The sequence below is a fragment of the Bradyrhizobium sp. MOS002 genome (assembly GCF_003020115.1).
Classification (GTDB): domain Bacteria; phylum Pseudomonadota; class Alphaproteobacteria; order Rhizobiales; family Xanthobacteraceae; genus Bradyrhizobium.
In genome coordinates, this window is record NZ_PYFX01000006.1 from 20665 (window position 1) to 42940 (window position 22276).

Annotated in this window: 23 protein-coding genes and 1 pseudogene; 8 read left to right on the top strand and 16 right to left on the bottom strand. The window is 65.7% G+C overall.

Translation table 11 applies throughout. The features are described from left to right. Window positions 1-29: 29 nt before the first annotated feature. The 11 genes and pseudogenes from thiL to C7G41_RS19585 form a co-directional block, all read right to left on the bottom strand. Window positions 30-1028, bottom strand: a complete 999-nt coding sequence (gene thiL / locus C7G41_RS19535) for a thiamine-phosphate kinase (RefSeq protein ID WP_106944103.1) — start codon at window positions 1026-1028, stop codon at window positions 30-32. Window positions 1029-1166: 138 nt separating this feature from the next. Beyond that, window positions 1167-1664, bottom strand: coding sequence for a transcription antitermination factor NusB (nusB, locus tag C7G41_RS19540; protein ID WP_007611091.1), 498 nt, complete (start codon window positions 1662-1664; stop codon window positions 1167-1169). A gap of 2 nt (window positions 1665-1666) precedes the next feature. Further along, window positions 1667-2158, bottom strand: coding sequence for a 6,7-dimethyl-8-ribityllumazine synthase (gene ribH / locus C7G41_RS19545; RefSeq protein ID WP_106944104.1), 492 nt, complete (start codon window positions 2156-2158; stop codon window positions 1667-1669). Between the two features lie 72 nt (window positions 2159-2230). Further along, entirely contained in the window at window positions 2231-2854 is a 624-nt protein-coding gene (locus tag C7G41_RS19550) for a riboflavin synthase (RefSeq protein ID WP_106944105.1), read from the bottom strand. Next, window positions 2854-4002: a bifunctional diaminohydroxyphosphoribosylaminopyrimidine deaminase/5-amino-6-(5-phosphoribosylamino)uracil reductase RibD gene (gene ribD, locus C7G41_RS19555; protein ID WP_106944106.1), complete on the bottom strand. Its 1149-nt coding sequence runs from the start codon at window positions 4000-4002 to the stop codon at window positions 2854-2856. Before ribD ends, C7G41_RS19550 begins: the two co-directional genes overlap by 1 nt. Next, complete coding sequence (nrdR, locus tag C7G41_RS19560; RefSeq protein WP_007603426.1) at window positions 3999-4481, bottom strand: transcriptional regulator NrdR; 483 nt, start codon at window positions 4479-4481, stop codon at window positions 3999-4001. The genes ribD and nrdR overlap by 4 nt, the downstream gene beginning before the upstream one ends. A 29-nt stretch (window positions 4482-4510) precedes the next feature. After that, a complete protein-coding gene (glyA, locus tag C7G41_RS19565) occupies window positions 4511-5809 on the bottom strand; it encodes a serine hydroxymethyltransferase (protein ID WP_106944107.1) in 1299 nt (432 codons plus the stop codon). A 252-nt stretch (window positions 5810-6061) separates the two neighbouring features. Next, the gene (locus C7G41_RS19570; protein WP_106944108.1) at window positions 6062-6283 is read right to left on the bottom strand and encodes a hypothetical protein; all 222 of its coding nucleotides are present in this window, start codon (window positions 6281-6283) and stop codon (window positions 6062-6064) included. Between the two features lie 49 nt (window positions 6284-6332). After that, window positions 6333-6568: pseudogene (locus C7G41_RS19575) on the bottom strand (hypothetical protein). 202 nt (window positions 6569-6770) lie between these two features. Then, window positions 6771-7289 carry a transcriptional regulator LdtR gene (gene ldtR, locus C7G41_RS19580; protein WP_007603420.1) on the bottom strand — a complete coding sequence of 173 codons (519 nt, stop codon included), beginning with the start codon at window positions 7287-7289 and terminating at the stop codon, window positions 6771-6773. A gap of 452 nt (window positions 7290-7741) precedes the next feature. Then, on the bottom strand, window positions 7742-8239 hold the full coding sequence (locus C7G41_RS19585) for a DUF6163 family protein (RefSeq protein ID WP_027518332.1): 498 nt from the start codon (window positions 8237-8239) through the stop codon (window positions 7742-7744). Window positions 8240-8361: 122 nt separating this feature from the next. On the opposite strand from C7G41_RS19585, the gene hemB reads away from it, so the two are divergent. The 3 genes from hemB to C7G41_RS19600 all read left to right on the top strand — a co-directional run bounded on the left by hemB (window position 8362) and on the right by C7G41_RS19600 (window position 11173). Next, entirely contained in the window at window positions 8362-9423 is a 1062-nt protein-coding gene (gene hemB, locus C7G41_RS19590; RefSeq protein WP_106944109.1) for a porphobilinogen synthase, read from the top strand. 284 nt (window positions 9424-9707) lie between these two features. Next, window positions 9708-10247 carry an RDD family protein gene (locus C7G41_RS19595; protein WP_106944110.1) on the top strand — a complete coding sequence of 180 codons (540 nt, stop codon included), beginning with the start codon at window positions 9708-9710 and terminating at the stop codon, window positions 10245-10247. Window positions 10248-10396: 149 nt separating this feature from the next. Then, window positions 10397-11173: an arginyltransferase gene (locus tag C7G41_RS19600; protein WP_027518334.1), complete on the top strand. Its 777-nt coding sequence runs from the start codon at window positions 10397-10399 to the stop codon at window positions 11171-11173. A 122-nt stretch (window positions 11174-11295) separates the two neighbouring features. Here C7G41_RS19600 and C7G41_RS19605 read toward each other — a convergent pair whose 3' ends face one another. Next, the gene (locus tag C7G41_RS19605; RefSeq protein WP_106944111.1) at window positions 11296-12648 is read right to left on the bottom strand and encodes an Nramp family divalent metal transporter; all 1353 of its coding nucleotides are present in this window, start codon (window positions 12646-12648) and stop codon (window positions 11296-11298) included. Between the two features lie 167 nt (window positions 12649-12815). Here C7G41_RS19605 and C7G41_RS19610 point away from each other — a divergent pair, with 167 nt between their 5' ends. Next, window positions 12816-14060, top strand: coding sequence for an MFS transporter (locus C7G41_RS19610; protein ID WP_106944112.1), 1245 nt, complete (start codon window positions 12816-12818; stop codon window positions 14058-14060). A 115-nt stretch (window positions 14061-14175) separates the two neighbouring features. Here the strand turns inward: C7G41_RS19610 and C7G41_RS19615 are convergent, their stop codons facing one another. Beyond that, entirely contained in the window at window positions 14176-15435 is a 1260-nt protein-coding gene (locus tag C7G41_RS19615; RefSeq protein WP_106944113.1) for an adenylate/guanylate cyclase domain-containing protein, read from the bottom strand. A gap of 163 nt (window positions 15436-15598) precedes the next feature. On the opposite strand from C7G41_RS19615, the gene C7G41_RS19620 reads away from it, so the two are divergent. Both C7G41_RS19620 and C7G41_RS19625 read left to right on the top strand, forming a co-directional pair. Beyond that, on the top strand, window positions 15599-16756 hold the full coding sequence (locus tag C7G41_RS19620; RefSeq protein ID WP_106944114.1) for an MFS transporter: 1158 nt from the start codon (window positions 15599-15601) through the stop codon (window positions 16754-16756). A gap of 31 nt (window positions 16757-16787) precedes the next feature. Further along, window positions 16788-16979, top strand: coding sequence for a hypothetical protein (locus C7G41_RS19625; protein ID WP_106944115.1), 192 nt, complete (start codon window positions 16788-16790; stop codon window positions 16977-16979). Between the two features lie 5 nt (window positions 16980-16984). Here the strand turns inward: C7G41_RS19625 and C7G41_RS19630 are convergent, their stop codons facing one another. After that, the gene (locus tag C7G41_RS19630) at window positions 16985-17833 is read right to left on the bottom strand and encodes an N-acyl homoserine lactonase family protein (RefSeq protein WP_199198485.1); all 849 of its coding nucleotides are present in this window, start codon (window positions 17831-17833) and stop codon (window positions 16985-16987) included. Between the two features lie 82 nt (window positions 17834-17915). Then, window positions 17916-18866 carry a CDF family Co(II)/Ni(II) efflux transporter DmeF gene (gene dmeF, locus C7G41_RS19635; RefSeq protein ID WP_106944116.1) on the bottom strand — a complete coding sequence of 317 codons (951 nt, stop codon included), beginning with the start codon at window positions 18864-18866 and terminating at the stop codon, window positions 17916-17918. Between the two features lie 195 nt (window positions 18867-19061). Between dmeF and C7G41_RS19640 the strand changes: the two genes are divergently transcribed. Together C7G41_RS19640 and chrA are read left to right on the top strand one after the other, a co-directional pair. Next, window positions 19062-19880, top strand: a complete 819-nt coding sequence (locus C7G41_RS19640; protein ID WP_106944117.1) for a chromate resistance protein ChrB domain-containing protein — start codon at window positions 19062-19064, stop codon at window positions 19878-19880. Then, a complete protein-coding gene (chrA, locus tag C7G41_RS19645) occupies window positions 19880-21265 on the top strand; it encodes a chromate efflux transporter (protein WP_106944118.1) in 1386 nt (461 codons plus the stop codon). The genes C7G41_RS19640 and chrA overlap by 1 nt, the downstream gene beginning before the upstream one ends. 63 nt (window positions 21266-21328) lie before the next feature. On the opposite strand, the gene C7G41_RS19650 is transcribed toward chrA, so the two are convergent. Then, complete coding sequence (locus C7G41_RS19650; protein WP_106944119.1) at window positions 21329-22264, bottom strand: LysR family transcriptional regulator; 936 nt, start codon at window positions 22262-22264, stop codon at window positions 21329-21331. Window positions 22265-22276: the final 12 nt, after the last annotated feature.

Sequence of the window (22276 nt, forward strand, 5' to 3'; positions counted from 1 at the left end):
GCAGCCCGGACGCCGGTTTGGAGCAATTCCTAGAAGTGGCTGTAGGACAGCCGCTTCAACACCAGCTCCTGGCCCTGCCCGTCCAAGAAGCGCGGCCGCTCGTGGCCCGCGACGATCGTGCCGATGGCCGTGACGGCAAGGCCTGCCGCCCGCCCCAGGGCAATCAGCGCGTCGCCTTGCGCCGGCGGAACGGTGCACAGCACCTCGTAATCGTCACCCCCGGCAAGCAGCGTCTCAACGGAAACGACGTTGCGCGCGATCAGGCCGGCGGCAGCAGCCGAGAGCGGTACGCTGGTCACGTCGATCGTGGCCGAGACGCCTGATGCCGCACAGAGCTTGGTCAGATCTCCGGCAAGGCCGTCGGAGACATCCATCGCAGCCGTCGCATGATCACGCACGGCCTGCGCGAGAGCATTGCGCGGCTGCGGCACGCGATAGCGCGAGATCAGCGTCTTGCGCGCGTGCGGATCGGAGACCAGCGCATTCGCCACCGCGCCGCCCTTGAGCACATCGAGGCCAAGCGCGGCGTCGCCGATCGTCCCCGTGACCAGGATACGGTCGCCCGGCTTGGCCCCGGTGCGGCCGACCATCCGCCCCTGTGGCACGCGGCCAAAGGCGGTGATCGAGATCATCTGCGGCCCCGGCGTCGACACCGTGTCGCCGCCGAGCAGCGGACAGGCGAAGGTTTTCGCATCCTCGCCGAGCGCGTCCGCGAACGGCCTGAGCCAGGCGTCTTCCTTGCTGCGCAACGCCAGTGTCAGCACGAAGCCGGCCGGCACGGCCCCCTTTGCAGCGAGATCGGACAGGTTCACCCGCAGCGCCTTGCGCGCGATGGTATCGGGCGGATCGGTGGCAAGATAATGCACACCCTCGACCACCGCGTCTGTGGTGACGACGATGTCGCTGCCGAGCGCCTGCAAGATGGCGGCATCGTCCACCAGGCCCAACGCGCCCGGATCAGTCGCCAGCGGCTTGAAATAGCGCGCGATGAGGGAGTCTTCGGCGGAGGTTTCTGGTGCGTTCGTCATCGGCGCTAGCCCCAAACTCCACTGTCATCGCCCGGCTTGACCGGGCGATCCAGTACGCCGAGACGCCCAATATCCATAACCGCTGCCGCAGCGTACTGGATCACCCGCCCTCGCGGGTGATGACAGCGGGATGTATATCTACCCCCGCCCGAACTCGTCACCGCGAAACTGGCGGCCGATCTGGTCGAGCACCGCGTTGACCATGCCGGTCTCCTCGCGGTCGACGAAGGCATTGGCGACGTCGACATATTCGGACACGACGACGCGGCCCGGCACGTCCTTGCGGTGTTCCAATTCGTAGGCCCCTGCCCGCAGCACCGCGCGCAGGATCGCTTCGATGCGCTTCAACGGCCAGCCCTTCGACAGCGCCTCGTCGATCAGCGGATCGAGCTTCTTCTGGTCGCGCACGACGCCGGAGACGACGTCGCGGAAGAACGCCGCTTCCGCCGGGAGATATGTGTCGCCCTCGACCTCGTTGCCGAGCCAGTGGCTCTCGAACTCCGCAAAAATGTCGTTGATGCCGGCACCGCCGATATCCATCTGGTACAGCGCCTGCACGGCTGCGAGCCGCGCCGCACCGCGCCGGTTCGCCTTCTTCTCCGTGCCAGCCGGCGGCTTCTTGTTGTTATCGGCCATGATCAAGCCCGCGCCAGCCGGCGCTTTATGCGCAGCATCGCGATCGCGGCCCGCGCGGCATCGCCGCCCTTGTTCAGCTCGCTGGCGCGCGCCCGCGCCCAGGCCTGCGCCTCGGTGTTGACGGTGAGGATGCCGTTGCCGAGCGGCAGCTTGCGCGCCACCGCCAGGTCCATCAGCGCGCGCGAGGATTCCTGCGAGACGATCTCGAAATGAATGGTGTCGCCGCGGATCACGCAGCCGAGCGCGATCGCGGCATCATAAGGCTTGCCATTGGCAGCCGCGGCATCGACCGCGATCGCCACTGCCGCCGGGATCTCCAGCGCACCGGGAACCGTGATGACATCATGGGTCAGACCGGCCGCCTTCAGCTCGGCCACCGCACCTTCAAGCATCGCGTCCTGGAGATCGTCATAGAACCGCGCCTCGACGATCAGCGCGCGTGCGCCGGAAACGTCGGTCTGGTCCTTCAGGGGTGCGCGCCGCGCGTCTGCCATAGTCAAATCCGTTCCACAGGGGTTGGCGCTATGTAGTCGCCACTAGCGGGTAAGCCAAGTTTAAAGACGCCGTCACTTCATTTCCGTCAGCCGCGCCGCGTAGCGGGCCATCAGATCGACCTCGATATTGACCTCATCCCCGGCCTTCCAGCCGCCGATCGTCGTGACTGTCAGGGTGTGCGGGATGATCAGCACGGAAAAGGTCACGTCCTTCACCGTATTAACCGTCAGCGACACGCCGTCGAGCGTGATCGAGCCCTTGGTCGCGATGAACCGTGCCAGCTCCCGCGTCGTAGAGAGCTCGAACCGCGCCATGTCGGGCAGGTCCTCGCGGCTGACGAGGGTTGCGATGCCATCGGCATGGCCGGCGACGATATGCCCGCCAAGCTCGTCGCCGATCTTGAGCGCACGCTCGAGATTGAGCCTGGCGCCGACCCTCCAGTGCTTTGCCGTCGTCAGCGCCAGCGTCTCGGCCGCGGCATCGACGTCGAACCAGGTCCTTTGAGCAGAGTCTTTGCCGCTTTCGACGCCGGAAGCAACCACCGTCAGGCAGACGCCATTGCAGGCGATCGAGGCGCCGTCGGCAATGGTGGTCTGATCGTAGCGGCAGGCGATGCGCAGCCGGTGCAACTGGCCCTGCGCCGTCGGCGTGAAGCCGACGATCTCGCCGATATCGGTGACAATGCCAGTGAACATTACGCGCGCTCGTAGATGGTGAGAGTATCCTTGTCGAAGGTCTCGCTAGCATGAACCTTGTAGGCCTGCGACTGCGTGATTTTCGACAGGGGCAATGCAGCGAGCGCATCCACCCCGTCGGCACCCACCGCTTGCGCGCCGCGGAACAGCCAGATCTCGTCAACGAGGTCGGCGGCGATGAAGGACGCCGCAACGCGGCTGCCGCCCTCGACCATTAGCCGTGTGATGCCCTTCCCGGCCAATGCATGCAGCACGGCCGCAAGATCGAGTCCCGAGGCATTGCCGGGCGGCACGCGGATCACCTGCGCGCCGGCAGCACCGAGCCGCGTGGCGGCCGCGGCCTCCGCGAGCTCAGAACCCACCACCCACAGCGGAATCTCGCGCGCTGAGCCCACGAGCCTGCTCGCGCCGGGAATGCGCAGGCTTTGATCGAGCACCACGCGCACCGGCGAACGCGCGGCCATGCCCGGCAGGCGGCAGTCGAGCTGCGGATCGTCCGCCAGCACCGTGCCGATGCCGACCAGGATGGCGTCGCTCGAGGCGCGCAGGAGGTGCACCCGGTCGCGCGCCGCCTCGCCGGTGATCGCGATCGGCTTGCCCCCGGCCGCGCCGATCTTGCCGTCGGGCGAGACCGCGAGCTTCAGGATCACATGCGGGCGGTGATCCCTGATGCGACGGAAATGCCCGGCGTGGTCGAAGGCGGCTTCGCGCGCGCACAGACCCACATCCACCATGATGCCGGCCGCGCGCAGGCGTGCGTGGCCCTGACCGGCGACTTCCGGATTGGGATCCTCGATCGCTGCCACCACCCGCTTGATGCCGGCGGCGATCACTGCGTCGGCGCACGGTGGCGACTTGCCGAAATGCGAGCACGGCTCCAGCGTGACGTAGAGCGTGGCGCCGCGCGCGGCATCGCCTGCGCGCCGCAGCGCTTCAGGCTCGCCATGCGGCCGTCCGCCAGGCTGGGTCCAGCCGCGGCCGACGATCACGCCGTCCTTGACGATGACGGCCCCGACGGCGGGATTGGGCCAGGTGCGTCCCTGCCCGCGCCTGCCGAGCGCCAGCGCAAGCTCCATGAAGCGCCGGTCGGCATCCCTGGACTCGCGCGCCTTCTGCGCGAATTGATCCTCCAGGATGCGGAAGATCATTTGCGGATCGCGGCGAGCCGCGCTTCCTCCTCGCCGGAGAGCTCGCCGAGCACGTCGGCGAAATCCTTGGCCTCGCGGAAATTGCGGTAGACCGAGGCGAAGCGGACATACGCGACGTCGTCGAGCGTGCGCAGATGCTCCATCACGGTCTCGCCGATCACCTCCGAGGAGATTTCAGCCTCGCCCCCGGTCTCGAGCTCGCGCACGATCGTGGAGACCATCTTCTCCACCCGTTCCGGCTCGACCTGCCGCTTGCGCAACGAGATCGACACCGAGCGCATCAGCTTGTCGCGGTCGAACGGCACGCGGCGGCCGTTGCGCTTGATCACCGTGAGCTCGCGCAGCTGCACGCGCTCGAAGGTGGTGAAGCGGAAATTGCAGGCGACGCACACGCGCCGCCTGCGGATCACGGAAGAGTCCTCGGTCGGACGCGAGTCCTTCACCTGCGTATCGAGACTGTTGCAGTTCGGGCAGCGCATCCGTTGACCTTGACCGGTTTTCTTGAGCCTTACTGATAGATCGGGAAACGGTCGGTGAGCGCCTTGACCCGTTCCTTGATCGCGGCTTCCACCAGCGGCGCCTTGCCGTCGGAAGATTGCGCGATCGCGTTCAGGACTTCGGCGATCATGCCGCCGACCTGCTGGAATTCAGCGACGCCGAAGCCGCGCGTGGTCGCCGCCGGCGTGCCCAGACGAATACCGGAGGTGACGAACGGTGACTCGGGGTCGAACGGAATGCCGTTCTTGTTGCAGGTGATGGCGGCGCGAACCAGCGCCTTCTCCGAGGCGTTGCCCTTCAGGCCCTTCGGCCGGAGGTCAACCAGCATCAGATGGTTATCGGTGCCGCCGGAGACGATATCGAAGCCGTGGCTCTTCATCGCCTCGGCCAGCGCCTTGGCGTTCTCGACGACGTTCTTGGCATAGACCTTGAAATCCGGACGCAGCGCCTCGCCGAAGGCGACTGCTTTCGCCGCGATCACGTGCATCAGGGGGCCGCCCTGCAGGCCCGGGAAGATCGCCGAGTTGAATTTCTTGGTCAGCGCCTCGTCATTCCACAGCATCAGGCCGCCGCGCGGACCGCGCAGCGATTTGTGCGTCGTGGTGGTGGTGATGTGCGCGTGAGGCACGGGCGAAGCATGTACGCCGCCGGCGACGAGACCGGCGAAGTGCGCCATGTCGACCAGGAGGTAGGCGCCGACGCTATCGGCGATTTCGCGGAAGCGCTTGAAGTCCCAGGCGCGCGAATAGGCCGAGCCGCCGGCCACGATAAGCTTTGGCTTGACCTCCTCGGCCTGCTTGGCGACGGCGTCCATGTCGATGATCTGGTCCTCGCGGCGCACCGTGTAGTGCGCGGCCTTGAACCACTTGCCGCTCATGTTGACGGGGGAGCCGTGGGTGAGATGGCCGCCGGCCGCAAGATCGAGGCCCATGAAGGTGTCGCCGGGCTGAAGCAGCGCCAAAAACACCGCCTGGTTCATCTGGCTGCCGGAGTTCGGCTGCACGTTGGCGAACTTGGCGCCGAACAGCTTCTTGGCGCGATCGATCGCGAGGTTCTCGGCGACGTCGACCCACTCACAACCGCCGTAATAGCGCGCGCCCGGATAGCCTTCCGCATATTTGTTGGTCATCACCGAACCCTGCGCTTCCAGCACGGCACGGCTGACGATGTTCTCGGAGGCGATCAGCTCGACCTCGTGACGCTGGCGGCCGAGCTCGCCCTTGATGGCGGCTGCGATTTCCGGGTCAGCCTGCTCGAGCGAGGCGGTGAAAAACGAATCGGGCGCGGAGGCGGTTTTGGCGAAGGTCATCTTGCGAATATCTCCACCGCCGCAGCCGTTTGGTGGGCTACGGGCGGGTCTGGTGTGGCGATCGGAAGCGGCGAGCGCGATCTACCACATCGCCCGCAACAGGCCAAGTAGTTGCGGGTCGGACCGGTGATTTATGCAAGATATGGTGGGATTGGGGGATTTGGGCGACCGGGTGGCATCCGGTCGTCCAATGTCCGGGAAGGTCCGCTTTGGGCTCTAAATGCGGCGCGGGCGCGACCGGCCGGCGGCCCTCTAAAGTCCGGTATACCCCGCCTTCACGGGATCCACGCTGCCGTCGAGCTGCCGCAGATAGGTCAGGCCGCAAACCGTCAACCTGTGAGTGTCCTTCTCCCCGGCTTCCATCAAGGTATTGAGGTAGTTCGTGACCTTGGCCCTCGCCTCGGCACTCGCAGCCGACGTGCGGTTGGCGAGCAGGTCATAGGTATGCATGATCCGGTCGATGGCAGCTTCCATGGCACCCTCTGGTTCTTGGCGATTTTCTTGCCGCGTTTGGGAGTTGAGATCAGGCAACCGCTTTGGCCTCGGACTGCGCCTCGAACCTGACGATGGCCTTGTTGGCCAACCTGATCTTGTTGAATTCGCCGTGCTGGAGCAGCTTGATGACGATCTCGAGCAGGCGTTCGTCGGTGACAAGGGTGTCCCGGATCGCGCCGGAGCGGCGAAGATAGTTCGCGGCGATGGCATAGGCCTCGCTCACGAGTTCCACGTTCATCACCCCACGCCACGCTCGACCAGCATCGTCAGCCTCCGATCCGGAGGAGATAAGCGGCGAACCGGGAACTCGTTCCCTGCGGTTGGGGATTTTTTTCGCACCCGCGAAATGGAAAAAACGCACCGGTCCGAACACAGCCGGGCCGGCGCGCTTGGGGAAGCTCAGGCACGTTTGGGAGGCTTGCCGGTCTTGTTGTGGGCCGGCTTGGCCAAGTCCCGTCGAAAAAGCTCAGAGACGATACAAGATCTGGTCGGTCCAGAACCGCTCGAGGCGGTGCAGCGACTTGTTGAGGGTCGAGAACTCCTCGCCCGAGATGCCACCGACCTGCTCCACCGTCTTGACGTGCTTCTGGTAGAGCGAGTCGACGATGCGGCGAACTTCCTGGCCCTGCGGCGTCAGGCGGATGCGCACCGAGCGGCGATCGACGCGCGAGCGCTGATGGTCGAGGAAGCCGAGTTCGACCAGCTTCTTCAGATTGTAGGAGACGTTGGAGCCGAGGTAATAACCGCGCGTGCGCAGTTCGCCCGCGGTCAGCTCCTTGTCGCCGATGTTGTAGAGCAGGAGCGCCTGCACCGAATTGATGTCCGCACGGCCGCGGCGATCGAACTCGTCCTTGATGACGTCGAGCAGCCGGCGATGCAGCCGCTCCACCAGAGTCAAGGCTTCCAGATAGAGCGTCTGCACCGAACCCTGCTGGCCGGAGACGCGCTCTGCGGTATCTGCCGCAGTTGCGACGGCTTTCATCATGACACTTCCCCTGTTGTCGTTTTTATCGACACTCATTCGACGAAACTTGTGTCCCGTCTGATAGGTGCAACTTAAGGGGCTCGTTTGAAGATCGGCTTAAATAAGAGAATAAAGAGATCATGAATTTAAGACAGTGAATTGCGGATTAAGCCTGTGCCACAAGCACTTTTCGCAACTGTCTGTTGACTCTCGCAAGGTCCTGTTCACCCTCCGTCCGCCGCGATTGTCGCATTCCAGAACAGCCCCGCCCCGTTTCGAAACGGCCGCGTAAGAGCTGTGGCGGAATGCACGGAGTCAACGAAAAGTTACCTCGAATTTTAGGCAACCAACGGTCAACCAAACGCAACATTCTCGTGTCCCGGACGAGCGCAGCGAAGATCCGGGACCGGCTCTGCAATGCATCACGCCGCGAGTGCGCCGCGCCGCATTGCGTCCGGGGCACGAGACTTCGCCTATGGCGGCCGTTCGCGTGCGGCCATCCAGGCGAGCGCGAGATAGGCGGCCAGCATGAAGGCTTCGACGCCGACCACAATCAGGCTGCCGCCGTAGATGCCCGGGAACATCAGCTCGATCACCGCCATCGACACCACGGTCGTGAGCCACACCACGGCGCCCCAGGGCGTCGCCAGCCACAGCCCGACCGCGGCAACGAGTTCGATCACGGCGAAGTAAATGGTCGAGGCCTGCCAGGCCATGGACTGGTTCTCGAAGGCCTCGTCCTCGCCGCCGACGAAGCCCGTCACCTGCGCCCAATGATAGAGGCCCTTGAGGATGGAGAGCAGCGCCATCACCCGCAGGAACAGCACGAGCCGGCGCGTCCAGACATTGTCGTCGGACTCGGCCCGCTCCGACGAGATCGCCGCCACCGACATTGCGCTGTCTCTGGCATTGTCTCGGACGGCGTCCCTGGCACTGTCGCGGGCCGCATCGCGGGTGGAGATCTCGGACATGCCCCCTTCTGGCTGCTTTGCCCCGCAAAATCAATCGGCTGCCATCTTTTGCGGCACGTCAAGCCGCGGTGACGGGAACCGTGCGAGCTGGTATAAGAATAATTCCAGCCGGAGGAAGAGTGATGGCGATTAAATACGGGCGTCCGATCGAATTGCGCGAGGTCTCGCGCCGGGACGGCACTGGGGCCCCCCCTGCCCTCGATCTGACCGTCCGCCCGCGCCGCAACCGCAAGGCGGAATGGGCCCGGCGCATGGTGCGCGAGAACGTGCTCACGACGGACGATCTGATCTGGCCGCTGTTTCTGATCGACGGCAACAACAAGCGTGAGCAGATCGCCTCGATGCCGGGTGTCGAGCGTCTCAGCGTCGACCAGGCCGTGCGCGACGCCGAGCGCGCAATGAAGCTCACCATCCCCTGCCTCGCCCTGTTTCCCTACACCGACCCGTCCCTGCGCGACGAGGAGGGCTCGGAAGCCACCAACCCGAACAATCTGGTCTGCCAGGCGGTGCGCGCGATCAAGAAGGAGTTTCCGGAGATCGGCATTCTCTGCGACGTCGCGCTCGATCCCTTCACCAGCCACGGCCATGACGGCCTGATCTCCGACGGCAAGATCCTGAACGACGAGACGGTCGCCGTGCTGGTGCGTCAGGCCCTGGTGCAGGCCGAAGCCGGCTGCGACATCATCGCGCCCTCCGACATGATGGACGGTCGCGTCGCCGCGATCCGCGAGGGCCTGGATCGCACCGGTCTGCTTGACGTACAGATCATGGCCTATGCGGCAAAATACGCCTCCGCTTTCTACGGCCCGTTCCGCGACGCCATCGGCTCGGCCAAGACGCTCACCGGCGACAAGCGCACCTACCAGATGGACAGCGCCAACACCGACGAGGCGCTCCGCGAGGTCGAGCTCGACATTTCCGAGGGCGCCGACATGGTGATGGTCAAGCCCGGCATGCCCTATCTCGACGTCGTCCGCCGCGTGAAGGACACGTTCGCGATGCCGACCTTCGCCTACCAGGTGTCCGGCGAATACGCGATGATCGCGGCAGCCGCCAACAACGGCTGGCTCGACGGCGATCGCGCCATGATGGAGAGCCTGCTCGCCTTCAAGCGCGCCGGCGCCGACGGCGTGCTGAGCTATTTCGCGCCGAGGGCCGCGGAGAAGCTGCGCGCGCAGGGGTAAACCCCAAGGTCGTCCCGGCGAAGGCCGGGACCCATACCGCGTGATCTAACGAGAACGCGCGGTATTGGTACCGGGAAAGCGATCAACCCCGAGTCTCCGCCAAACTGCTCTCCGTGGTTATGGGTCCCGGCCTTCGCCGGGACGACAATATTGGTGTGGCGCCGCCACCACCTCCCCCGCCCCCGAATCGCCGGAATATTTCGGCTTGTTAATCTCTGCGCCCTTGGCACGCGGACAGCCTGTTCCCATGTCCTGCCACGGGAGTTTCCCTCGGGAGGACGGTCATGTCGTATTCGGACTCGGGCAATGCCTGGCGCAATGACGGCGGGTCGCAGCCGCATGCCTACGATCCCTATCTGCACCCGGAACTGTTCCGCGGCGTTGCGACGCGGCGGGTGTTCGCCTTCCTGATCGACATGGTCGTGATCTCGGTGCCGGTGATCCTCGGCTACCTCTTCATCGCGGTGTTCGGCGTAGTCACGCTCGGCATCGGCTGGGCGCTGTTCTGGCTGGCCTGGCCGGCCTCCGTGATCTGGGCCATCGTCTATTACGGCGCCTGCATCGGCGGTCCGTCCTCCGCGACCATCGGCATGCGTGTGATGGATCTGGAGTTGCGCACCTGGTACGGCGCATCAGGCTATTTCGTGCTCGGCGCCACCCACGCCGTGCTGTTCTGGGTGACGTTCTCGTTCCTGTCGCCCTTCGTGGTCCTGGTCGGCCTGTTCAACGGCCGCCGGCGCTTACTGCATGATTTCGTGCTGGGAACGGTCGTGATCAACAATTCCGTTCGTGCGCCGGTGCCGCAGGGCGCCAGAACCTACTGATCAAAGGACCTACTGATCAACGAACCCGGATCAAGAACCTATCAACCTGGATCCGCTAAGCTGACCGATCTGATCTGCCGAGTAGACCGATTGACCGGGGGCTTTCGTAGCGCGATGCTGATGCACATTTCGGAGGCCCACGACGTCCCTTGACCCAGCACTCGCGCGACACCCCACAATTTTACCTCACGGCGCCCTCCCCCTGCCCCTATCTGCCGGGCCGGCACGAGCGCAAGGTGTTTACGCACCTCGTGGGTGAGCGCGCCGGCGACCTCAACGACCTCCTGACCCATGGCGGCTTCCGTCGCAGCCAGTCGATCGCCTACCGGCCGGCCTGCGACCAATGTCGCGCCTGCGTCTCGGTCCGGGTGATCGCCAACGAGTTCCGCCCCTCCCGCAACTTCCGCAAGGTGATCGCGCGCAACGCCGACATCATCGGCGAGCAGCGCAGCGCGGTGCCGACCTCCGAGCAATATTCGGTGTTCCGCGCCTATCTCGATTCCCGTCACCGCCATGGCGGCATGGCCGACATGACCGTGCTCGACTACGCCATGATGGTCGAGGACAGCCATGTCGAGACCCGCATCATCGAGTACCGCAAGCGTGGTCCCGACAGCGGCATCACCGGCCGTGGTGAGCAGCTGATCGCGGTCGCGCTGACCGATGTGCTCAGCGACGGCCTGTCGATGGTCTATTCGTTCTTCGAGCCCGGCGAAGTCAGCCGCTCGATGGGCACCTTCATGATCCTCGACCACATCGCCCGGGCTCGCCGGCAAGGACTGCCTTACGTCTATCTCGGCTACTGGATCGAAGGCTCGAAGAAGATGGACTACAAGGCCCGCTTCCTGCCGCAGCAGCGCCTCGCGCCGTCAGGCTGGCTGCGCATCGACGCGCAAGGTGACGCCGCGTCCGAGCCGCAGGATTAGCTCTCCGCCATGCCACGCGCAGGCGGGGCCATCCAGTACGCCGCGGCGCCTCCGCTCAGTCACGACTTTCTCTGGAATACTGGGTCGTCCGGTCAAGCCGGACGACGACAGCCGGGGTGGGGTCACCCGAACAGCGTATCCGCCAGCAGCTTCACGTTCAAAACCACGATGATGCCCGCGACGATCCAGGCGATCGCCGCGACCCATACCGGTATGACGAACTTGCCCATCTTGCGGCGGTCGGAGACGAAGCGGACCAGCGGGATGACGGCGAAGGGCAATTGCATCGACAGCACGACCTGGCTGAACACCAGCAGATCGGCCGTGCCGCGCTCGCCGTAGATCGCGGTGACGATGATCACGGGAATGATTGCGATGCCGCGCGTCAGCAACCGGCGCGCCCAGCTCGGCAGGCGCAAATCGAGAAAGCCTTCCATCACGATCTGGCCGGCGAGCGTCGCTGTCACCGTTGAATTCAGGCCCGAGGCGAGCAGCGCCACCGCGAACAGCGTCGAGGCGATGCCGAGCCCGAGCAACGGAGACAGCAGCTCGAAGGCCTGGCCGATCTCGGCGACGTCAGAATGGCCGCTCTTGTGGAAGGTTGCGGCAGCCACGACGAGGATCGCGGCATTGATGAACAGCGCCAGCATCAGGGCGATGGTCGAGTCGGTCGTCGCCCATTTGATCGCCTCGCGCCGGCCGGTATCGTTGCGCTCATAGGCGCGCGTCTGCACGATCGAGGAATGCAGATAGAGATTATGCGGCATCACGGTGGCGCCGATGATGCCGATCGCGATGTAGAGCATCTCGGGGTTGGTGAAGATCTCGGTCTTCGGCACAAATCCCCTCAGCATCTCGGCGACCGGCGGTGCCGCCGCGGCAAGCTGGACCGTGAAGCAGATTGCGATCACAACGAGCAGTGCGATGACGAAGGCTTCGAGGAAACGGAAGCCACGATTCATCAGGATGAGCAGCAAGAAGGCATCCAGCGCAGCGATCAGCGCGCCGCCGATCAGGGGAATGCCGAACAGCAGTTTCAGCGCGATCGCCGTTCCGATGACCTCGGCGAGATCGCAGGCGATGATCGCCGCCTCGCAGGCGAGCCACAGCATGAAGTTCACCGCCGGCGAATAGGTCGCGCGGCAGGCCTGCGCGAGGTCGCGGTCGGTGACGATGCCGAGCCGTGCCGCGAGCGACTGGAGCAGGATCGCCATCAAATTCGAGAGCAGGATGACGGAGAGCAGCGTGTAGCCGAACTTGGACCCGCCGGCGAGGTCGGTCGCCCAATTGCCGGGGTCCATGTAGCCGACCGAGACCAGATAGCCCGGGCCGACGAAGGCGAGCAGGCGCCGCCACCACACCCCGGCGATCGGGATCGCCACCGTGGCATTCACCTCGGCCAGGCTCTTGGTGGTCGGCGCATCATTGTGCCAGCCGGCGGCATCTCGGGTCAGATCGGGAGAGCGAGCATCCATCGGGCGAGAATACCGAAGTCGAGCCTTATTGCAACTCATTTGCAACTGCATCTAGCCACGTGGTTTCCACGGCGGTCGCTATTTGTCGCCCCTGTCGGGAAGCGGGTGGGTTTGGCGGCCTCCCGAGGCGGATAGTGGCGCCGACTCGACTTTGCAGGAAATGAGCCATGTCAAATCCCCCGCGCCTCCCCGAGACATTCAACCGGCTCGCCTGGTCGAACCTGGCGGCCCAGTCGGCCGAACAGATCGCGCTGGCCGCGGCCCCCATCGTCGCGGTGCTAACGCTCGGCGTCGCCGAAGGCCAGACCGGCCTGCTCCAGACCGCGCTGACCCTGCCATTCGTCCTCTTCGCCATCCCGGCCGGTTTGCTGGCCGACCGCATCTCCCGCCGCTCGCTGATGGCGGGCGCCGAGGCGCTGCGGGCCGCGGCCCTTGCAGCGATCGTGCTGCTGCTCGCGCTCGGCGCGCTCAATCTGCCGCTGCTGGCGCTGCTCGGCTTTGCCGCCGTGTGCGGCACCGTCGTCTACAGCGTGGCCGCGCCGGCGCTGGTGCCCTCGCTGGTGAGTTCGGACCTGTTACCGGCGGCCAATGCGCGGATCGAGCTCGCACGCACCATCGCCTTCGCCAGCGGCCCTGCGCTCGGCGGCGTGCTGGTGGGGTGGTGGGGCGCGAGCCCGGCCTTCGGCTTTGCGGCAGCGCTCTCGGCCGTCGCGGTCGTGCTGCTCTCCGGCATCTACGAGCCCGCCCGCACGCCGGCCCCCCGGCGGCATCCGTTCCAGGACATCCGCGAAGGCGCGGCCTTCGTGTTTCACCACCCGCTGCTGCGGCCGGTCTTCATCACCCAGTTCATCTTCAACACCGGATGGTTCCTGCAGATCGCGGTGTTCGTGCCTTACGCCGTACGTCACCTCGGCCTGACCGCCGCGGGCATCGGCACGGTGCTGACGATGTACGGTGTCGGCATGGTGATCGGCGCACTGTTCGCCACGCGCGTGATGAAGCGCGTCGCGTTCGGCACGGTTGTCGGCCTCGGCCCCGTCACCGGCTTCGTCGCCGCTATGGTGATGGCGCTGACGGTGCTGGTCCCCTCGACCTGGCTTGCGGCCTTGAGCTTCTTCCTGCTCGGCGTCGGGCCGATCCTGTGGGTGATCTCGACCACGACGCTGCGCCAGTCGGTGACGCCGCCGCGCCTGCTCGGCCGCGTCTCCGCCATCAACATCATGAGCTACGGCGCCCGCCCGGTCGGCTCGGCGCTGGGCGCGATCGTCGGTGGCCTCTGGAGCGCGGAAGCATGCCTCTATCTCGCGGCGGCCGTGTTCGGCGTACAGGCGCTGGTGATCTGGCTCTCGCCTGCGGTGGCGCTGGACCGGCAGCCGGACATGGTGGGCGATGAGGCGGTGGCGCGGTGCTAGCTGCACCGTCATTGCGAGCGAAGCGAAGCAATCCAGAATCCGTGCGCGGAGACAGTCTGGATTGCTTCGTCGCAAGAGCTCCTCGCAATGACGGAGTATGTGGAAGCAGCCGGGCCTAGTTCGCCAGATACCGCTCGTAGCTCCCCGTCACGGGCTCGCTCGCATCCACCTCTGGATCGAGCGTGTAGAGATCCTGCGCGCGGCCGATGCCGCGCAGCGCGTAGCGGCCAGTGGAGACGAGGTAGCGGCGCCCGGCGGCATCGAGGCCCTTGTAGAACTCCGCCGAGGCCAGTAGCTCGCGATCGACCGAACGGCTCATCGAGGCGATGCGACTGACCTCGTTCACGGTCGGACCGACCACGGTGAAGTCGAGCCGGTCCTCGCTGCCGATATTGCCGTAGAAGACCTCGCCGACATGCAGTCCGATATAGGCGGACGTGGTGGGACGGCCCTCGGCGCCCCGCCGCAGGTTCAGCGCCGCGACGTTCTTGCGGAACAGATGCTCGGCGCGTAGCGCCGCGCGCCGGGCATGCGCCATGTCCTCGCCGGTGAACATCGCGAGCACGCCGTCGCCGATCAGCTTCAGCACGTCGCCGCCGGCGTCGTGGATCGCATCGATCACGGCCTGCGCATAGTCGTTCAGGAACGGGATGATCTCGTCGGGGCCGATGCTCTCGCTGATTCCGGTCGAGCCGCGCAGATCGGAATACCAGAGCACGGCGTCGATGCGCTCGGTGACGCCGCGCGAGATACGTCCGCTCAAGACCTGCTCTGACGCATCGCGTCCGAGATAGACGCGGCCGAGTGTGCGCGCGATGTCGACCTGCTGCGCCGACTTGATCGCGAGACCCAGCACCGGCACGAGATCGCGCAGCGCGGCGAGCTCGGCGTCGCTAAAGCCAACCTCGCGTCGCGTTGTCCAGGAGGAGTAGAGGCAGTCCATCTGCCCGAGCGCTCCGGTCTCCCCGAAGCGGTGCACAAAGGCCAGGAAATGGCGGTGACCCGTTTCGGCGAGCTCGCCGATCTGCGAGAAATCGAGCGAGGGCGCGTCGGCGAGGTCGATCACCATCTCGTCGTGACCATGCTCGAGCAAATGGTAGAACACTGACCGGCGCCAATTGTTGGCCGCGTCGCCCTCGGCCGTCGAGCCGTATTCGACGACGTCGCTCTCGTTGGTCGGCGTGTCGCTCCAGCGGAAGGCGCGCCCCTCGTAGATCGGGTGCAGCGTATCGATGACGACAAGCCCACGCGAGAGTTCCAGCCCCTCGGCGCGGCAGCGCTCGCAGAAGCCGCGCAGCAGTTCGGGTTCGGGCAGGCCGGTGAGCCCCTGGCCGGCCAACCAGTTCATCAGCGCAAGGCGCGAGGTCAATTGCATGCGCCATTATGCCGTGCATTCGTGACGAGCGAAAGGCGGGGCGCGGACCTTGCGCCAAGGCTCCCACCCGCGGCGGGTCGCATATGTCGCGGACGCTGTTGACGCGCTCCCGCCTCGGGCGGCAAATGCGAATGATGACACCGCCGATCAGAAATACGGGGAAATGAGCCAGCGCCAGCTTCCGATCATCCTGGCGCTCGGTACCACGCAGACCCTGGCCTGGGCCTCGAGCTACTATCTGCCGGCGCTGCTCGCCGATCCCATGGCGCGCGATCTCGGCATCTCCTCCAACTGGGTCTTTGGCGCGTTCTCGGCCTCGCTGGTGATCTCGGCGCTGCTCGGCCCGCGCATCGGGCGACAGATCGATCTCGTCGGCGGCCGGCAGGTCCTCTCGGTGTCGAACCTGACGATCGCCGCCGGCCTCGTTCTGCTCGGCCTCTCGCAATCCGTGGCGGTGATGGCGATGGCCTGGCTCGTGCTCGGCGTCGGCATGGCGATGGGGCTTTACGACGCCGCCTTCGCCGCGCTCGGCCGCATCTATGGCACCGAGGCCCGCAGGCCGATCACCGGCATCACGCTGATGGCGGGCTTTGCATCGACCGTCGGCTGGCCGCTCACCGCCTGGGGCCTCGCCCATATCGGCTGGCGCGACACCTGCTTCGCCTGGGCCGCTGCCAATGTCCTGATCGGCCTGCCGCTCAACTTCTTCCTGCTGCCGACGATCAAGGGCGCCAAGCAGGCCGCAGCGACAGCGGTGAAGCCGCATCTGCCGCTCGACCGCACCATGATCCTGCTCGCGTTCGTCTTCGCCGCGGTCTGGACCGTCACCGGCGCGATGGCCGCGCATTTTCCGCGCATCCTGGAGTCCACAGGCGCGACGCCGGTCGAGGCGATCGCGGCCGGTGCGCTGATCGGGCCTGCGCAAGTGGCCGCGCGGGTTCTGGAAGCAGGCTTCCTCAGCCGCTTTCATCCGCTGTGGTCGACGCGGCTCGCCTGCCTCACCCACCCGATCGGCGCGGTGGTCGTTGCGATCTTCGGCGGCGCCGCGGCCAGTGCGTTTGCGCTGTTCCACGGCTCCGGCAACGGCATTTTGACCATCGCGCGCGGTACCCTGCCGCTGTCGATCTTCGGCCCCAAGGATTTCGGCTATCGCCTCGGCATCATCGGCGCGCCGGCACGGATGGCGCAGGCCGTGGCGCCGCTGGCCTTTGGCCTGCTCATCGACGTCATGGGCGCCAAGGTGCTGATCGTCTCGTCCGCGCTCAGCCTCTCGGCGCTGGCCGCGCTGTTCATGATCCGCGCGCAACCGCGGCCGGATTGACCGGGCGGGAGCTTTCGCGCACAAGCGGAGCATGACCGAAGACACGCGCCCGCCCCGCACATTCAAAGGCCTCCTGCGCTGGGCGACCACACCGCCGCAGGCCTGGGGTGTCTATCTCCTCGCCATCATCCTGGTCTGGCTGATCTCCTTCTACGCCGGCTCGCTGAAACCGAAGAAGGCGCCCGAAGCGAGCCCGCCCGCCGTGACCGCACCGAAAGGCTAGCCGCGTCAGTCGTAAAACTCCGGCGCCATCTTCTGGCTGTCGCGCTGGACCTTGTCGTGGTTGATCCAGAGCTGCGCCTTTTCCTTGCCGAGCGTGTCGGCGATCTTCTGCATCGAGGCCGCGCTCTGGTCCTTGTTGGCGTTCATGCTGGGCACGCGGCGATTGTCCCAATTGTCTTTGAAATGCACGGCGTCGCCCGACAGCACCACCGCGCCGGTCTTCGGCAGCTTCACCAGCAGCGATTGGTGTCCCGGTGTATGGCCGGGCGTCGACAGGATGGTCACGCTGCCGTCGCCGAACACGTCCTTGTCGCCAGCAAGCAGCTCGACCGGATGTGACGGCTTGAAGCGCGGCTCGTTGTTGGCGCCGGGCCAGTCATATTCGGCCTTCTGCACGTAGAGCATGGCCTGCGGGAACAGTTCGACATTGCCGGTGTGGTCAGGATGGGTGTGTGAGACGGCCATCATCTTGACGTCGTCCGGCTTGAGGCCAAGCTGTTCGAGCTGCGCGGCAAGCGTCTTCGGTCGGCGCCAGGTCACGGCCTTGGGATCGGCGGGCGCGAGGCCATTCGGCATCGCGGCAACTGCGTCGGCGATGCCGGTGTCCCACAGGAACAAGCCCTTGGCGTGCTTGACGAGATAGCAGCTGTCGACGAAGTCCATCGTCTTGCCCTCGTTCAGGCCGGGCGTCCAGCGCGAGATGTCACCGGCGGTGCCCTCGCCGCAATTGAGCACGTAGAGCTTTTCGACACCGGTCTTTTCGGACTGCGCGAGCGCCGCATCACCGGACAGAACGAGTGCAGCGACGGCGACAGCGAGCTTGATCCTTTTGATTCTGTTGATCCCAGGCATCATTCGTTCCTCCCTTGCAGCCATGTCTACTACCATGTCGGCTGTGACCGAGGATCAACCCCGGCCAGTCCACAGAATTCCCGCGTCAATGTGCGCAGGTCTCGACCTCGACCGTGACGTGGCTCAACCCCTTCAGCCCGGCAAGCCGCCTCTTGTAGACGGCCGGCTGCTTCGGCTGGTCCGACACCACCGAAAGCAGCACGGCGCAATGGCCGGGGCCGACCTGCCACAGATGCAGATCGGTGACGCGGTCCTCGCCGATCTCCATGCGCGCCCGGATCACGCGCTCGAGCTTCTCGTCGGCGCGCACGTCGAGCAGCACCGCGCCGGATGTCTTGATCAGACCGAACGCCCAGCTTGCGATCACGGCACTGCCGATCAGGCCGACCGCCGGATCGGCCCAGGCCCATCCCGAATACATCGCGGCCACGAGCGCGCCGATCGCCAGCACCGAGGTCGCCGCGTCCGCCATGACGTGGACATAGGCCGCACGGAGATTGTTGTCGTGATGATGGTGGTGGTGATCATGGCCATGATCACCGTGATCATCATGCGCATGGCCGTGATGGTGGTGATCGTGGCTGTCGCGGAGCAGCCAGGCACTGGCGAGATTGACGCACAGGCCGAGGGCGGCGACCGCGATCGCCTCGCCATAGACGATCGGCACCGGCGTGATCAGCCGCAGCACGCTCTCATAGGCGATCTCGACCGCGATCAGGCCGAGGATGATCGCGCTGGCGAAGGCGGCGAGATCGCCGAATTTGCCGGTGCCGAAGGTGAAATGCGAGCTCCCCAGGTGCCGCCGCGCAAACCGATACGCGAACGCGGCAATCCCCAGCGCCGCCGCATGCGTGCCCATGTGCCAGCCGTCGGCGAGCAGCGCCATCGAGCCGAACAGCGAGCCGGCGACGATCTCGCCGACCATCATGACCAGCGTCAGGATGACGACGAGCCAGGTGCGCCGCTCGTTCTGGTCGTGCCTGTCGCCCAGAAAGGCGTGGTCATGGGTCCATTGTTCGATGGAACGGGAATGCATCGAGAATTCTCCGGAAGGTCTGGTCCGTTGACCCGCAATATAGACCTGCGAGGTCCTCGGACAAAATCGGCGAAACGAGCCGATTGACAGGTGGGTGCCGTTTCGATGTAATAAAGGTCATGGGGATTTGAGCGATCTCCCCACGAGGCGACATGCCCAAGTATCGCGTCCCGTTTGTTCTTACGAGGGCGCATCATGTCTTCCTACACGACGATATCATCTGAAAAAATGGCACGGCTGATCGGCACGGCAAATGCCCCTGTCCTGATCGACGTGCGCACCGACGAGGATTTTGCCGCCGACCGGCGGCTGATCCCCGGTTCGATCAAGCTCAGCCACGGAAATGTTTCCGACTGGGGCGCCGACTTCGCCGGCCGTTCCGCGATCGTCTCGTGCCTGCGCGGCGAAAAGCTCGCGCAGGGCACAGCGGCCTGGCTCAGGCAGCTCGGTGTGCAAGCCGAGACGCTGGAGGGCGGCTTCGAGGGTTGGAAGGCGGCAAAACTGCCGCTGGTCGACACAAGCAAGCTGCCGCCGCGCGACGCCAAGGGACGAACCGTCTGGGTGACGCGGGCGCGCCCCAAGGTCGACCGCATCGCCTGCCCCTGGCTGATCCGACGCTTCGTCGATCCCACGGCCGTGTTCCTGTTCGTGGCGCCTTCGGAAGTGGTGGCGGTCGGGCAACGCTTCAATGCAGCCCCGTTCGACATCGAGAACGTGTTCTGGAGCCACCGTGGTGAGCTCTGCACCTTCGACGTAATGATCGAGGAGTTCGGGATTGCGGCGCCCGCGCTGCTCCGGCTGGCAACGCTGGTGCGCGGCGCCGACACCGCGCGACCCGACCTCGCGCCGGAGGCCCCCGGTCTGCTCGCGGCTTCGCTCGGGCTGTCGCGGATGTATGATGACGACCTCGAACAGCTCGAGGCCGGCATGCTGCTCTACGATGCCTTCTACCGCTGGTGCCGCGACGCTACGTCCGAGACCCACAACTGGCCGACCAACAAGGCGAAGGCTTGATGGATACCCGTACGACCGAACCAGGAGCTGATGCCGGTCACGGCGTCAGCTTCAGTGAAGCCTTTCGCGTCTGGCTCCGTGTCGCCTGCCTGAGCTTTGGCGGGCCCGCGGGCCAGATCGCGGTGATGCACCGCATCCTGGTCGAGGAAAAGAAGTGGATCTCGGAGGGCCGTTTCCTCCATGCGCTGAACTACTGCATGCTCTTGCCGGGCCCGGAGGCGCAGCAGCTCGCGACCTATATCGGCTGGCTGATGCATCGCACCGCCGGCGGGCTGATGGCCGGCGGGCTGTTCATCCTGCCCGGCATCATCGCCATCATGAGCCTCAGCTACGTCTATGCCGCCTTCGGCAATGTCAGCTTCGTCGAGGCGCTGTTCTTCGGGCTCAAGGCCGCCGTGCTCGCCATCGTCATTGAAGCCGTGGTGCGCGTCGGCAAGCGCGCATTGAAGAACCGCATCATGATCGCGCTCGCCGCGATCGCCTTCGTCGCGATCTTCTTCTTTGCCGTCCCCTTCCCCATCATCATCATCGCCGCAGGCATCATCGGCTATGCCGGCGCGAGAAGCGGCCGTCCGGAGTTCGCGCCGGCGGGTCATGGCTCTGGCGGCAGCAGCGCCGTGATCGACAGCATGCTCGGCGACGCCGTGCCCGATCATGTCCGACCTGATACGGGCCGCGCGATCCGCGTCGGCGCACTGTGGCTAGCGCTCTGGCTGGTGCCGGTGATCGCGCTGTTGCTCGCTGTTGGACAAGACAATGTCTTCAGTCACATCGCGCTGTTCTTCTCAAAAATGGCGCTGGTCACCTTCGGCGGTGCCTATGCGGTGCTGGCCTATGTCGCCCAGCAGGCGGTCGAGCATTATCACTGGCTGAAGCCGCACGAGATGCTCGACGGTCTCGGCATGGCCGAGACCACGCCGGGCCCGCTGATCATGGTGCTCCAGTTCGTGGGCTTCATGGCCGCCTTCCGCGATCCAAGCGGCCTGTCGCCGATGCTGGCTGCGACGCTCGGCGGATTGCTCGCGACCTGGGTCACCTTCACGCCCTGCTTCCTCTGGATCTTCGTCGGCGCCCCCTATATCGAGCGGCTGCGCGGCAACACGGGCCTTGGCGGTGCGCTCAGCGCGATCACTGCCGCCGTCGTCGGCGTGATCCTCAACCTCTCGATCTGGTTCGCGCTGCACACGCTATTCCGCGAGACCGTGCCGGTGCACGCGTTTCCGTTTGCCTTCGACATGCCGGTGCTGACCAGTGTCGACATCCCCGCGCTCGTGCTGTCGATCGCGGCAGCAACCGCGATCTTCCGGTTCAAGCTCGGCATGCTCACCGTGCTCGCCGGCAGCTGCGCCGCGGGCGTGGCGCTGCGGCTGGCGGGGGTGATCTAGGACGCTGACTGATTGGTTCATCACATCCGGTTTGCCAGTGGAAGGCGTCACTAAGCCGAGGCTTCACACCGCCTTGTCGCTGAACGCGGCGGGAAGCGTGGCGAGGAACGACATGACGCGCTGTGTGCGCAGGGGCGGACGGCGGTCGGAGGTGCGAAGCATCCATAGGGGTTCCCCAGACGCGCGCCAGGGCGCAAGCACTTCGACCAGCCGGCCGGCGCGAAGGTCTTCGTCAACGAGCCATGCTGGCCCCCAGCCGACCCCAAACCCATTCGCGATCAAAGCGAGCGAAGCGTGCGCGTCGTCGCAAATGTGCTTGGGCTTGGGCGTGATGCGGATGGGTCCTTTGCCGCGCGGGTCGGCGAAGCGCCAGGTCAGGATCTGACCGCTCGCGGGATTCCGGAAGCCGACGTGGTCGTGCGCGGAAAGCTCGTATGGAGTCGCCGGCGCGCCGCGCGCGTTCAGATAGGCAGGCGAGGCGCAAGCGATCCAGGAGAACGTGCACAGCCGCCGCGCCTGATGGCCGGGCGCGCGGTCGAGGGGCCCCGAACGGATCGCGACGTCGACGCCTTCCGCCGCGAGATCGAGAATCTCGTTGCGGAATTTGACCTCGATCTCGATTTCCGGCCGTTCCCGCAGGAACGCGGGCAGTCGCGGCAGGATGCAGGCGCGCGCGAACGAGGCGGGGGCGGTCACGCGCACCCGTCCGCCATCGTCGCGCGCGACCTCGCCGAGCGCGGATTGGACACGGGTGAGACTTTCGACCAACGCGCGTCCCGCCACCATCAGCCTGTCGCCCTCTTCGGTCAGCGCCAACGAATGGGTGGAGCGATGCAAAAGCCGCAACCCGCGAGCCTTTTCAAAGCGGGCGACCGCCTTGGACATCGCCGAGGTGGTCGTCCCCGCCCGCCGCGCGGCTTCGGCGAAGGAGCCCGCCTCGACGACGCGGACGAAGGCGAGGAGACGCGAAAGGTCGGGCGGTAAAGTCGTTGTGGACATGCAGTCCACATA